This is a genomic window from Polaromonas sp. (genome assembly GCF_010365105.1).
Lineage (GTDB): Bacteria > Pseudomonadota > Gammaproteobacteria > Burkholderiales > Burkholderiaceae_C > Polaromonas.
In genome coordinates this window covers 1-12,611 of sequence record NZ_JAAFGZ010000056.1, presented here as the reverse complement: position 1 = coordinate 12,611, position 12,611 = coordinate 1, and the positions used below count along the sequence as shown (strand labels likewise).

Below are 12,611 nucleotides of genomic sequence, written 5' to 3'. Positions count from 1 at the left end.
TAAAATCAAAACGCGCAACACCGACCCTCGGTCACGTTCGCCGGAATGCCGGTCACGTTACCGGAATCAGCGGTCACGTTCACCGGAATACGCAATTGTTATAACTCGTATGCCGGATATGGATATCTGCAATTTATCTTTTCTGTGGCGTCAAGCTGGTTTTCTATAAAGTTAGCTTAGGTAATTATTGCCTGTCTTTTCCGGTTTATTGTTTAAAAATCGATTTACCAAGTTAGTCTTTAATAATTATTTTTACTATTCAACTAGCGTATTGTCAATGCTGCGCTTATTTAGGATTCGCATGGAGGGTAATAGCAGTTGGAAGTGGCGATGGTCAAAGTTGGTTCGGAAAATTGAAAGGGTGCATACACTCGGTGAGAGGCAGGAATTGATTGAAAGACTGAGTAAACCCGACCGGCCTTTGATTCTTGCATTTGCCAATGCGCATTCGATGAATTTGCTTGCCAAATCTGAATCTTTTTTCAAATCACTTTGCGACGCTGATACCGTATTGCGTGATGGTTCGGGCATGGAAACTCTTTTTAATCAACTGAGAATTCCTCCAGGCCTTAATCTAAATGGCACTGACCTGATTCCAGATTTGATCAGTCTGTTTAATGGTCGCTGCATTGCCCTTTTAGGCACTCAAGAGCCATATTTGAGATCGGGAGTCGATTTTGTGGAAAAGAATCTTGCACCACAGAGCAACTTTGTGCACGCAAACGGTTTTCATGAGGAAAAGGTTTACCTGTTGCTTGCAGCTGAAAGTTGTCCGGCATTGATTGTCCTGGGAATGGGCATGCCACGGCAGGAGGAGGTTGCCATCGCCCTTCGGTCAACGCTCTCTTATCCGTGCCTGATTGTTTGCGGTGGTGCGATCATCGATTTTTGGGGTGGTAGAACAACAAGAGCGCCTTTGTGGATGCGTCGAAATGGTATGGAATGGTTTTTTCGTTTGCAATTGGAACCGAAAAGATTATTTCAGCGCTATGTGACGGGCAATATGGTTTTTTTGGCTCGTGCTTTAATTTTTCCTTTTTTTAACAGTGGTTTGATACAGAAGATTTTTAGAAGCCGAGTCTGAGCATCCAAATTCTTGAGAGTTTATGGTTTTAATATGTTCAAAAATTTAAAAAATCCCCGTTCATTGCTTAAGGTCATTTGTGTTTTGAAGGTTCATCGGTTTTCCACCGATTGACGACATCAGGTATGCAATTGGTTTTGACAATCTTTCCAGGGTTGCCAACAACGACACAATAGGGCGGAACATCCTCAAAAACATAGGCGCCACCTGCGATGCGGCAGCCTTTGCCGACTGTTGCGCCTACGATGATTGCATAAGGCCCAATCCACACGTCGTCTTCAATCACCGAATAGGTCGTTTTCCGGATTTCATTCCTGTCAATGGAGTCGCGCTGGCCTAATGTCACGCCGTGAAAGAGTGTCACATTATTTCCTATGCTGGTATTCACATTGACAACGATACCTCGTCCATGGGTGAGGGCCAACCCTGGTCTTATCGCAGTTTGCCAAGGGAGTTCAATGCCTGAAACAATCCGTGCCAACAGGTGCAGGATCCTTGCAGGTATTAGAAAAATTTTGCGCCATACAAATGACTGACATTGAGCCGACTGGCAAAAACGTACTGTGGCCAGTACAAAGAATGCCCGGTTAGACACCAGTGCCTTGACCACCAGCAACCAGTGAAAGCGTCCGAATAATCGAAAGGTGTCTGCTTTCAACGCATGCATGCCGCACCGTCTTTCTTTATTAACCCAGCGCCCTGTCTTTCTACCCACTCAGCCGAGCTGTTCAATCCTGCAGCATACGTTGTCCAGCCCAATCCAAGCCGCTGGCTTGCCTGTGTCGCATCCAGGCGAATATGCTGTGCCCACAGCCCCATCAATCCGGGCGGCATGCAATCGGGCAAAGCTGAAACAGGCCATTGCAAGCGCTTTGATGAAATTTGTGCAAGCTTGAGCGGTGGGCCGGCCAGCCAGCTATCCAACAGGAGTTGGCTCCGCCTGATTCGCTTGACAGGGGTGAACTGCAGCGCCACCGCCAAATCTACAAAATAGCTGTTCCAGCGTGGACTGTCCGGAGCGGCCAAATTGAAGGCCGCAACTTCCCTGGGCTTCAACGGCAACCTTAAAGCTGCCACTACAGCCTGACAAACATCGTCTACATGGACCAGGTTGGACCAGCCATCACCACCCACGCCCAAATCACCCAGTCGCCCGGACTGTAACCAGCGCGCTATTCTTCCTGCCCAAAGTTCGCTGTTCGGTCCAAATACACAGCCAGGCCGCAGCACCACGGCTTCACCACCCTGACGCGCATATTCGTTGATACGGTGTTCGGCCTCGCACTTGGCTCGCCCATACCATCCCAGTTCAGGATTAAGCGCAGCATCTTCACGGACAACGCCCTCTACCGCCCCGTATACCGACATAGTGCTCAGGTGGACGATGCGAGGATTCCCTGCCTGCCGAGCAGCTTCTGCCAGTGCCTGAGTGCCTTGTGAAATCGATCGTGCATCGCCTGCGACGCAGTTCACCACAGCGTCGAAGCCTCGCAAGGCAGTCGTCAACTCGGAGATATTGCAAGTGTCTAGCTTTATCCAGGCCTCACCTGATAGAGGGGACTCTGCAAATCCCCTTGACGCGCCAGTTGCCTTGTCACGAGAACTGCTCGCCAGGTTTTCGAGCAGCCGCTTGCCAACATGACCCGAGCCTCCCAAGACAAGCACCTTCATGCGAATTCCTCGTCGATGGCTGTTACCGGATGAGGCGTGGCTAGTCTTCGCGCTAGAGTGTGGCCCAGTCGAAGTGATAGGGCGATGAGAGTGAGGGTCGGGTTGGCCTGGCTTGAAGTAGGAAAAACGGCGCTTCCAGCGATGAAGAGGTTATTGACGGAATGAACCTGGCAGTCGGCATTCACGACGCTGGTACGCTTGTCAGTGCCCATGCGTGTGGTGCCAATATGGTGGCCGCCGTAAGCGCCAAAACGTGTCAGGTCTTCTTCAAGTGTTTCCGCCTCATACTCGAACCGGGCGACGCCACTTGCTGCAAACTCCTGCGAAAGTACATCCAGGGTGCCGCGTATCGAGTCGATGTCTGCAGCGCAATACCGCCAGTCAACATGGAGTTGCGGCATGCCAAGGGCATCGACTTTATCGCTGAGCATGACGCGGCTATTCGCCTGTGGAATTTGCTCACCATGCATTTCCAGGCTGAATCGGTTGGTGCGATTTCGCAAGATAACCGATGGGAATTTTCGTTCAGCAAGCGACCGATGACTCAGCCAGTGCATCAAAAACGCCATAGTGTCCACCGGATCGGTGGCAATATTGAGTAAATGCCTGGCGTATTCTGCGGCAGTGGTTTCATGGTTGCCATCATTCAACCTTTTGCCATATTCATAACTGATCAGCCTGCGCGCCAGAAATAGTCCTGAAAGCACCCCGTTGCGGTGGACAGGGTCAGTGATGCGTGGAAAATGAAGTCGTGCCACCGCATTGGCCAGTCCCAGACGTCGCTGTTCGACAGGCGCCACTGCCAGTCTGCGACGGCAATAGACTCCTTCAGGCGCCAACTCATAGCCATGCCTCACATTTTCAGTCGGTCCCTGGATTGTGAGCCGGCCAACATTGCCCGCAATGTGGCACATATAGTAACGGCCTACCACGTCATGAAAATTGCCGACTCCTTCCGGTGACACGTCACGCGAAGCCAACAAGAGCCGGGCCGTTTCAAGGCCCCCCACGGCCAGAACGGTGGCTCGGCATGATGTCGAAAAGCGAGTGCCTGCAAGTGTGGTCACGTCGATAGTGCGAACTGCATTGCCATCTGGCACAAGGCGAATCCCTGTGCAATTGGCGCCCAGCAAAACCTTGACATGAGGTGCCAGTCGCAGCTGTTTCGCGTAACGGCTACCGAAGTGGGTCGGGCACGAAAAGCGCTCCAGTCCATTGGTAAGAACGCGCTGGCTTTCAAAACCCCGAATGAGTGGCAGCGCATGGCGTCCGAGCGCGTCTTCTGCAAGGTAGCTGAAGCGGCCTGCTTCCGACAACTCATTGGCACGGGCGTAGTAAGGCAGCAAGTCTTCATAAGAGATGGGCCATCCGCTGTGGGGCACATGGTTGCGGGTTTCAAAGTCCAGAGGATCGAAGGGCATGCAACGCCCCCCCCAAATGGCGCTGGAGCCGCCGAAACGGCGCTGACGGTATTTGTCAGGCGGACTGTGGAGCCTTGAATCCGCGACCTCACCCTCGTAAAGACGCTGTGTTGTGCTGTCTTCTTTCATGAAACCTGACTCCAGCATCAGGACTGAAAATCCGCGCTCTGAAAGGTCCAGCGCAAGCGCAATCCCTGCAGGACCAGCGCCTATAACGCAGACGTCAGCCTCAAGGCATGTCCCGTTGGGAATGCTGTCGGCATTGTCGATCACAGGGTTTCCTTTTTAGTCAATGTGCTGTCTGTCAGCGCATGACCTGCCGTGCCAAAGTGGCGTTGATGAATTCCTGCCAGTCTGATAAAAAATTGGTTGAAGGAAAACCTTTCTTCATAAAGCCTGCGTCCATTTTTTTCAAGCGTCTGCCTGAATGCCGGGTTATTGAGGACACGCTGCAACCCTGCTGCAATCCCTGCGGCATCGCCGGGTTGAACAAAGCAGGCATTCACGCCATCACTTAATACGGCCGAAATTTCACCCACCGGTGTACACACAACAGCTACGCCATTGGCCAGCGCTTCAAGGATCACCAGAGGCAAACCCTCGTCATAGGACGGCAAGACCAGCACATCGGTTTGCGCCATCAATTTCGAAACCTGAGGCTGATCCGACCAGCCAGCAAAACATATAAAACCGTCAATGCCAAGCTCAAGCGCAGTTGCCTGGTAAGCCGCAATATCGCCTCCGCCAGCAATCGTGACCTCAAGCCGGTCAATGTCAAATCCGGGCAAGGCGAGCGCCTGCAAAAGGTCTGACACACCCTTGCGCTCTGATAAATTACCCAGAAAAAGTATCCGCTGCAACGGGCTATCTCCAGCGTTGCGCCTATCGTGGGTGGGCTCAGGAACTCCATTGATAACGATCTCCACGCGATTCCCGGGGACTCGCAACTCCCGGGTTACGAAGCGATGCGCTTCACCACCGAGCACCAGGCAAGTTTCAGGAAGCGAAAACACCCAGCGTGTCAGACCCTGCAACGGACCTGGCAACTTACGGTAGAAGTTGGGCAGTTGCGCGGCATGAAGGTGCAGCACTACCGGGATGCCAAGCGCTCGGCAGATCACCACCACCGTACTTTTTCGAAACAGGCTCAGGCGCTCGGCCATGTTGACATGAACCCCCGCCAACTGTCCGTTAAGGCGACCACGCACCAGTTTCACCAGAGCTGTAGAAAGAACCCAGAAAGAGTAAAGCGCATTTCCCCCTCCGCGCGTGTCGAGAGGCCGCAATGCAGCCGCATCAGGATCGCTATGGACCTGCGCTTGAATCAGATAATCAGCGACCTTGAACATGCCTCCTCCCTTGGGCGTCCAGGGACAGGCAATATAAATGTAATTGCCCGTCTTTTTGCGCAAAACCACTCGTTCCATTGATTCCGTTTGCATCTTTGCTTTGGCGCCTTATAAAGAAAAACCTGGTCTTTTAAAAAATGCCCGTTTGAAAAAATTAATCAGTGGTGTTTCGATCAATACATAGGACAGGCAGCCCGCTGCAATCACGGCCAGGAAGATGATCGGGACAATGAGCAAGCTTTCCTGAAAGCCCAGCTTCTTCAACATCAATACGCCGAATGGAACCACAAAGGTGTGCGAAAGGTAAATCGAATAAGAAGAGTCGCCCAGAAAAGACAACCGCGATGCAAGCCGAAGGCGTGCAACCCATGGTTCCAGCCAAACAGCGGCAAGCACCATGAAACCTGCTCCGATTTCCCATGTTGAAAAACTGTGTACTTGATCGCCCCAGTTGAATCCTATTAACAGCATGGTTCCGATCACCGCCCCGAGCAGGCCTAATTTTGGAGACACAGGAGGGTAGTTCAAGCACACATGCGCAATACCCATGCCGAGGATGAACTCAAAAAGCAGAGTCCTGCCGTAAAAATTCAAGGCAACCGACTCTGGAAACAGTTGCGCCGCCACAAAGATCAGCAAGAAGACAAGAAAACAAAACTTGATGCGCGCAACTCCCCATGCAATTCCGATGGCGAACACCAGATAAAACAGCATTTCGAAATTCAGTGTCCAGCCTACAGGCAGTGTTGGCTGAACAAGCCCCCACGGGCTGATGACAGGAATGAAAAGCATGGAAGCTAAAAGATGCTCGGCATCAATTGAAGACCTCAATGCAAGGCTCGGCAATATCAGTACTAGGGCTGTCTTTATCAGCGTATAAAACCAGTAGAGGGGAGCAACTCGCAGAAAGCGTCGCTTCAAGAAAATCCACGCAGCTTGCAAGTGTGTTTGGTTGCCTGAAGGCGATTTGGCAGTTGACATGGCCATGACAAAACCGCTGATGACAAAAAAGATGTCCACCCCAATAGCACCGCCTGTCCAATAATGATCCGGCCCCGCACCGGTGATTCGAACCGAGATTGCTTCGGTGGTGTGCATTACCACGACCAGCATGGCTGCGACAAATCTAAGTATTTGAATACCAATGAATTGCTTGGCAGGCATGCACGGCCCTGGTGATTAAAAGTGCCGCTTTAGTGCGGAAGAACTGGCGTTGAAAGAGATGGCAAGCCGTGTGGCTCCCTGATAATCAGGCTCGGTATAGCTACGTTGGCAGGGCGCTGCGGCCGAAGAACCCCACGCATCAGCCCTGCAGCGTTAAAGCACCACGAAACCACGCTATAAAGTGCCTTGGAGAATGAACGCTTGCGCCAGATCATCAGGACAAGCGGCGCTGCCAGTGACGCGCCAAAAAATGTGAACCGTGTGATTCCAGAAAATGGCCAGAACGCAATGCTGAGCAATAACGCCCACCATCCAAGGATACCCAGGTAAATCCAAAGTTCGCGAAGCCCTTGGAGCACCATTTTCAGGCGAAGCTGACCCGCTGAAGCCCTGATCAGTTCACCCAGACCCCAAAGGTAGCGGGTCTCCCAGCGCCGCATGAGCAAGCGATAGGGTGGTGAATCATGTCCCCTGTGATGCACAACGTCCAGGGGAATGCGCCAGAGTTTCCAGCCCAGGCTGCGCAGCCGAATGGCCAAGTCGAACTCTTCATAGCTGTGCAGGTTGCGGTCAGAAAAGTATCCTGCCGCCTCGATGGCGGTACGTCGGTACAGCCCGCCACCGTCGAGCCGGTCCACAGCGCCAGGTTTCACGTGGGCGCGCGCCTGTGCGCTGCGGGCAATGTATTCAAGGCTTTCCGTGTTGAGTTCGACCAACCGGCCACCCACACCGGCAATATCGGGATGCGCCCGCATGAAGTCCAGTGCTACCTCAAGAAAACCTTCAAGCATCTGCATGTCGCCGTCGAGGAGATAAACGAACTCTCCGTGCGAATGTTGGTAGCCTAGCTGCGGGCCGACACCGCAGCAGCGATCTTTCGCATTGGCTAACTTCACAATGCGTATGGGATACGCCAGGGCCAGCTCAATTGTTTTGTCAGTCGAGCATGAATCCGCCAGAATGACTTCGCCGCCCACCCTGAGAACTGCATGCAATGCGCTCTCTATGGCGGCTGAAATCCGCTTTTCTTCATTCAGCGACTTGATGATGATCGAAACCCTGCAGTCCGTTGCCGGAGCGTTGCTGGAGAAATTTTCAGGTTTCATATCAGTGCCCAACATCCGTGATGTTGGCGTGAAGGTACTTTCGTCTTGTGCGCCACTGCTCCCAACTTGTCACCAGCACTTGCGGACAGAAACAAGCCATCGCGGCTGTCAACCACCAACGTGTGCTGGTGACAGCACGATGCCCCCTGAATAACCATTTCAGGCCCTGAACGCGTTTTCCAGAAGCGAGTGAAAGACGGGCCAGCGTTAACTTGTGCTGCGCAATAAACCACAAGGCCGATCGGCGTTGTGCCGTTGTCATCGCTCCCGACACGGCACGAGCCTCCATACGTTCAAGGGAGCGGGGTACTTTGATCACCCTGTTGCGGTCTGACAGGCTTCCATCGACATCGATGCGATACGCCACAAGTGGCGCATGTGCCAAGGCGATTGGAGTCTGCTCACCCAGACGGAACCAGAAGTCAAGGTCTTCAGCCTGAAATTCGCCAGGCGGAAAGCATGGCTGCATCTGCTGCAGACGCTGTCTTCGCACAGCCGCGGAACTGCAGCAAAGCGATGGCCCGATCATCCACCGACGCGGCAAGTCCGTGATGAGTTCCACCTTTGTAACCTCTGTACAACTCGGCCAAAATGGCGGCCAAGGCCCTTGGGTATCAGCAACCAGGATGAAATCGGTGGCCACTGCATCTGCATCCGGCCATGCTTTTTGGGTATTCAGCAGACATTCCAGGTGGTGAGGATGATGCCAGTCATCGGCATCAAGAAACGCTATCCATTCGCCTCGCGCCAGGTCAATGCCCCGGTTCCTGGCTGCCGAAACACCTGCATTATCCTGATGCACCACGTGAATACGCGGGTCGCTCATGGCCTTGACCAATTCAGCTCCGCCATCACTGGAGCCGTCATCAACCACAATCACTTCAAAATCGGTAAATGACTGGGCCAGTACCGACTGAACTGTGCAGCAGATATAGGACGCCTTGTTGTAAAGCGGAATCACAACCGAAAACTTCATGCACGTGTCCTTGCAGCACTCAGTGGTTTTCCTGCTGGAGGATATTTTGAAAATGCACCAGAGTACTTCTGTCCCTGGATCGCCTGTGATGTTCGGAGACGAACGTCATTGACGCTCGCTGCAAGCGCCATCAGCAAAAGAAGGTGGGCAATAAATTCAGGGCCATAGCCAAATAGGGAAAGTGGAACCTCGCTGACGGAACGCATGGCCAGCAAAACAAACAGTGCCAACGTCAGACCTTTGCTTTCACGTGCATAACGCACTGACATAACCATCAATACCAATGCATAAATCAACAGTGCCGTCGCACCCACGATGCCCGAGCGCGACAAGGTATCCATGAACTGGTTGTGCGCATGTGTTGCATTGGGCATGCCAATGCTGATCCGGAAATCAGTTTCCCAGATCAAGGGGCCATAACCGAATATTGGATTGCGTTGCCATTCGTCATAGGCAATAGCCCATATCTTGTCCCGTCCCGTCAATGACGCAAGCTGCGCGCCTTCGGCACTATTGAAGAAGATGTTGATACGAGTCCCCGGGTCGCCAAGCATCAACACCAGTCCCACAGCCAGAACGGCCAGCATCGCCATCAAAATGGAAGCAATACCGAATTCCGGTCGAACCGGGTCACCGACACGGCGCAAGAATGCCGGACCTTGCCGTACGGCAAAAAAGCAGATACAGCTTAAGACAAAAGCAATCCAGGTAGTTTTGGACTGGGCCAGAAAAAGAACTGTCAGTCCTACTCCCCAAGCAAGCCGGTTCAGCCACTTCTTTTCATAAGGAATCGTCAACAGGCATATCAATCCGAGTTGGGACAAAATCGCCATGGATATCGCGTGCGCTGCCAGTCCAGCCAGGCGCGGCACGCCAGGCATCAAGCCCTGCGTATAAGTGGTTTCCAGCACCATGCCTGTCTTGAACGGAATTAGCAGCAAGCTTGCCACCATGAACAAAAACAGCACATCCCGCGCAGCCTTGAATGCCATGTTGCGCTCAACGCCCGTTACCAATACTGCTGCAATTCCAATGACCAGAGGGTAGGCGTAATCGTGACTTACATTGGGATGTGCCCCCAAAAATGCAGGTGCTGCCACCGTACCCAGCCAGAAAACGATGTAGCTCAACAGCAGCGCCAAAGGCGCATGTACAGTTTTTTCTCGTCGCAGCCAATAGCTGAGGATTCGTTCGCCTGCAACCGTGAGCATCAACAGTGAAAGCAGCGGCTGTGTCCATCGCATGACGGGATGTCGCGGCATTTCGGGACCTGTCTCCAGATTCAAGTTGACTAAAGACAGATCCCGTCCTGATAAAAATGTACTGAGCGCCACCATCACGACCATTGCATAAAAAATCAGGTGCAGGTAACCATGGGAGCGACGAGACGTCAGTTGGACTGTACCGGCCATGACGGTGGTAGCCGCCAATGCAGCCAGGATGGCGCCCGCGACGAGAATAAAGAGAGAAATGGTTTCTTGCATTGGGGCGGGCCTCAAAGACGCTGTTCGCCTGCAGGGTCAATGGCTGGACCCCGCTGCATGATCGGACCAGCCCGGCTCAACAACTGAGCCAGCCCTGGAAAAAACCTGAGCACCATGGTTGCGCATTGAACGCCCAGTAACTGTGGACGAACAAGCAGCAGCAATGCCAGGATGCATACGGCCATGAGCGTGCTGGCTGCCAGTGACAGCAAAGGCATTTCGTAACCCGATACAGCTGCCTGACCTGTCTTGACACCAATGGCGCACAAGGCACAGAGAAGCATTCCGCGCCCCACATTGGGCAGCAATTCAATCCAGCTCAACTTGAGCACCCGAAACGCAGTCGTGCCGATCACCAATGCACGCAGTACCAGCACCAGGGCTGCAACAGTCGCAGCGGCTTGAATTCCCTGATCTGCATAGAAGTAAAACCCCAGCGCGCCGACGGCAAGAATGGGCAATTGCAACACCGACTCGTAGTACTTGCGACCTGTGTTCCAGAGAACCGGTGTGGAAAGACCCCAGATTACATAGGCTGGCATGCTCAGGAACAGGATGCGCAAGACTGACCCGGCATCACCCCATTTCGCTCCGTACAGCAGGTGTACCAAGTCGATCGACACGAGCGCCAGAAACACGAAGACCGGAAACACCAGTACGAAAATCGTCGCGAGCATCTGGAAATAGGCACGGCCCAGTCGCTCAAGTTCTCCTTGCAGGCGTGCGCCCGCTGCCAGAAATGCAGGTTGCAACGCGCCCAGCAGCAGGTTGTTGGGCATCGCTGCAAGGTTATAGGCTACGTTGTACAGACCCAATGCCTGCGCATTCAGCATGCGGCCGATCATCACCCGATCCAGGTTGTTCAGCATCCAGTTAACGATATTGGTCAGGAATACCGCCCGGCCTGTACCTACAGCAGAGGCCGCATCGGCATACCAGAAGAGAGGGCGTACCGCATGAGGCTTCACGGCATAACTCGCCACAAGAACCACAGCTGCCTGAACCAGCCAGGCAGCCACCAGCGAAGTGGCGCCCCAGCCCAGCATTGCCATCGGTACGCCGACGGCGACATAGCCCGCCATGTAGCTGCCTACCTGGATCAGTCCGCCAGCCCGAAAGTTAAGGTCACGCTGCAGCAGGTAAGTGGCAGGCGCGGCAGCGGCGGAAAGCAGGCAGGCAATCGAAAGCCACTCTATAACCGATTGGGCCCTGGGCTCCCTGAAGTAAGTGGAAAGTGTTGGCGCCAGAAAATAGACACCCAGCATGGTGACCAGACCGACGACCAGTTGCCATGTCCAGGCAAAACGCACATCCTCGTCACACAGCGTGGTCCGCTGGAGCAGGCTCCAGCTAAAGCCGAATCCTGAAAAGAAAGTGGCAAAGGTCAGCACGACCATACCGATGGCAAAAATGCCGAATATCTCCGGACCCAGCGTTCTGGCCAGGATGACCTGGGCGACGAGCTGAAGTACAAAGCGCGCCAGTGTTGAGATGGCGCTCCATTTGACCGCAGTCACGCCAGACTCGCCGAGCCCGCTCATGCCCAGGGCTTTCCTGGTTTGCGGCGCCGAACGGCAATGGTACCGATGATGCCCAAGGTGCCCAGCAGTGCAGCCAGGAAGCGCCATTTCGAATTAACGTGTGTGGTCTGGCTTGCGGCGGAGTCGGTCGCTGGGCCGGGCGTGGTGCGATCTTGGTCCCGATAGGCTGAGGAAATAATCGGGCTTGAGGCCGGATTTTGTCTGGGAGTCAATACCGTGTTCGATCTGGCTGCCTTGTCGGTACGCAAGTGCTCAAGGCTGGATGGCCTGTTGAAGCTGGCAACCGTAGAGGGTGCCATGCTGGCATCAGCCACCTTGTGCGCTGGCACAGAGGATGATGCGCCGAGCAGGGTGGCCAAAATTACGATCGAACACGGTGCTCTGCACATGAATTTCCCATTACTTGAACAAGCTGAATTTTGTTTGCCGAGCCTTCAATCTGCAATAGTCCGAATGACCCACGAACTTATTTCAGGATATGAATCGCAAGTTTTGCGAAACATAAAGCTGCACTTGTGCAGTTTTATTATGGAGGTCTTACAAAGAAAAACCCCGGGAAAACCGGGGTGCTTGCTTGGGATGCAGGAGGGTCCGGATTCAGGATCGGTTCAAACCGCCCAAGTTCCGTCCACTACAGCCTTACATGCCGCTGTAGTTGGGCCCACCGCCGCCTTCGGGCGTGACCCAGACGATGTTTTGCGTCGGGTCCTTGATGTCGCAGGTCTTGCAGTGCACGCAGTTCTGCGCGTTGATCTGCAGCCGGTCGGTGTTGTCCGGGTTTTTCACGTACTCGTACACCCCGGCCGGGCAGTAGC

The 12,611-nt window shown here is 53.6% G+C and carries 12 protein-coding genes; 1 reads left to right on the top strand and 11 read right to left on the bottom strand.

What is annotated here, in order from left to right:
• Nucleotides 1-388: 388 nt before the first annotated feature.
• Complete coding sequence (locus tag GZ092_RS20695; RefSeq protein ID WP_293639184.1) at nt 389-1,084, top strand: WecB/TagA/CpsF family glycosyltransferase; 696 nt, start codon at nt 389-391, stop codon at nt 1,082-1,084.
• Nucleotides 1,085-1,157: 73 nt separating this feature from the next.
• Here GZ092_RS20695 and GZ092_RS20690 read toward each other — a convergent pair whose 3' ends face one another.
• From GZ092_RS20690 to GZ092_RS20640, 11 genes are all read right to left on the bottom strand, one after another.
• Nucleotides 1,158-1,751, bottom strand: coding sequence for a serine acetyltransferase (locus tag GZ092_RS20690; protein ID WP_293639182.1), 594 nt, complete (start codon nt 1,749-1,751; stop codon nt 1,158-1,160).
• Entirely contained in the window at nt 1,739-2,755 is a 1,017-nt protein-coding gene (locus tag GZ092_RS20685; RefSeq protein WP_293639180.1) for an NAD(P)-dependent oxidoreductase, read from the bottom strand. Before GZ092_RS20685 ends, GZ092_RS20690 begins: the two co-directional genes overlap by 13 nt.
• Nucleotides 2,752-4,449 (bottom strand): GMC family oxidoreductase, encoded by a 1,698-nt coding sequence (locus GZ092_RS20680; RefSeq protein WP_293639178.1) that lies wholly within the window; start codon nt 4,447-4,449, stop codon nt 2,752-2,754. The genes GZ092_RS20685 and GZ092_RS20680 overlap by 4 nt, the downstream gene beginning before the upstream one ends.
• Nucleotides 4,446-5,603 (bottom strand): glycosyltransferase family 4 protein, encoded by a 1,158-nt coding sequence (locus tag GZ092_RS20675; RefSeq protein ID WP_293639176.1) that lies wholly within the window; start codon nt 5,601-5,603, stop codon nt 4,446-4,448. The genes GZ092_RS20680 and GZ092_RS20675 overlap by 4 nt, the downstream gene beginning before the upstream one ends.
• Nucleotides 5,604-5,633: 30 nt before the next feature.
• Nucleotides 5,634-6,689 carry an acyltransferase gene (locus tag GZ092_RS20670; protein WP_293639175.1) on the bottom strand — a complete coding sequence of 352 codons (1,056 nt, stop codon included), beginning with the start codon at nt 6,687-6,689 and terminating at the stop codon, nt 5,634-5,636.
• Between the two features lie 29 nt (nt 6,690-6,718).
• Nucleotides 6,719-7,795 carry a glycosyltransferase gene (locus tag GZ092_RS20665; protein ID WP_293639174.1) on the bottom strand — a complete coding sequence of 359 codons (1,077 nt, stop codon included), beginning with the start codon at nt 7,793-7,795 and terminating at the stop codon, nt 6,719-6,721.
• A gap of 1 nt (nt 7,796) precedes the next feature.
• On the bottom strand, nt 7,797-8,771 hold the full coding sequence (locus GZ092_RS20660; protein WP_293639173.1) for a glycosyltransferase family 2 protein: 975 nt from the start codon (nt 8,769-8,771) through the stop codon (nt 7,797-7,799).
• Nucleotides 8,768-10,255 carry an O-antigen ligase family protein gene (locus GZ092_RS20655; protein WP_293639172.1) on the bottom strand — a complete coding sequence of 496 codons (1,488 nt, stop codon included), beginning with the start codon at nt 10,253-10,255 and terminating at the stop codon, nt 8,768-8,770. Before GZ092_RS20655 ends, GZ092_RS20660 begins: the two co-directional genes overlap by 4 nt.
• A gap of 11 nt (nt 10,256-10,266) precedes the next feature.
• Nucleotides 10,267-11,796 carry a lipopolysaccharide biosynthesis protein gene (locus tag GZ092_RS20650; RefSeq protein WP_293639171.1) on the bottom strand — a complete coding sequence of 510 codons (1,530 nt, stop codon included), beginning with the start codon at nt 11,794-11,796 and terminating at the stop codon, nt 10,267-10,269.
• Nucleotides 11,793-12,155: a hypothetical protein gene (locus GZ092_RS20645; protein ID WP_293639170.1), complete on the bottom strand. Its 363-nt coding sequence runs from the start codon at nt 12,153-12,155 to the stop codon at nt 11,793-11,795. Before GZ092_RS20645 ends, GZ092_RS20650 begins: the two co-directional genes overlap by 4 nt.
• Nucleotides 12,156-12,435: 280 nt before the next feature.
• Nucleotides 12,436-12,611, bottom strand: a 176-nt coding sequence (locus GZ092_RS20640) for a 4Fe-4S dicluster domain-containing protein (protein WP_293638279.1), incomplete at its 5' end; no start/stop codon positions are given.

What these genes read in the sequence shown, in the direction of transcription:
- GZ092_RS20660 (WP_293639173.1), bottom strand. Translation starts at nt 8,771, where the DNA reads ATGAAGTTTTCGGTTGTGATTCCGCTTTACAACAAGGCGTCCTATATC.
- GZ092_RS20690 (WP_293639182.1), bottom strand. Translation starts at nt 1,751, where the DNA reads ATGCATGCGTTGAAAGCAGACACCTTTCGATTATTCGGACGCTTTCAC.
- GZ092_RS20685 (WP_293639180.1), bottom strand. Translation starts at nt 2,755, where the DNA reads ATGAAGGTGCTTGTCTTGGGAGGCTCGGGTCATGTTGGCAAGCGGCTG.
- GZ092_RS20655 (WP_293639172.1), bottom strand. Translation starts at nt 10,255, where the DNA reads ATGCAAGAAACCATTTCTCTCTTTATTCTCGTCGCGGGCGCCATCCTG.
- GZ092_RS20665 (WP_293639174.1), bottom strand. Translation starts at nt 7,795, where the DNA reads ATGAAACCTGAAAATTTCTCCAGCAACGCTCCGGCAACGGACTGCAGG.
- GZ092_RS20650 (WP_293639171.1), bottom strand. Translation starts at nt 11,796, where the DNA reads ATGAGCGGGCTCGGCGAGTCTGGCGTGACTGCGGTCAAATGGAGCGCC.
- GZ092_RS20670 (WP_293639175.1), bottom strand. Translation starts at nt 6,689, where the DNA reads ATGCCTGCCAAGCAATTCATTGGTATTCAAATACTTAGATTTGTCGCA.
- GZ092_RS20675 (WP_293639176.1), bottom strand. Translation starts at nt 5,603, where the DNA reads ATGGAACGAGTGGTTTTGCGCAAAAAGACGGGCAATTACATTTATATT.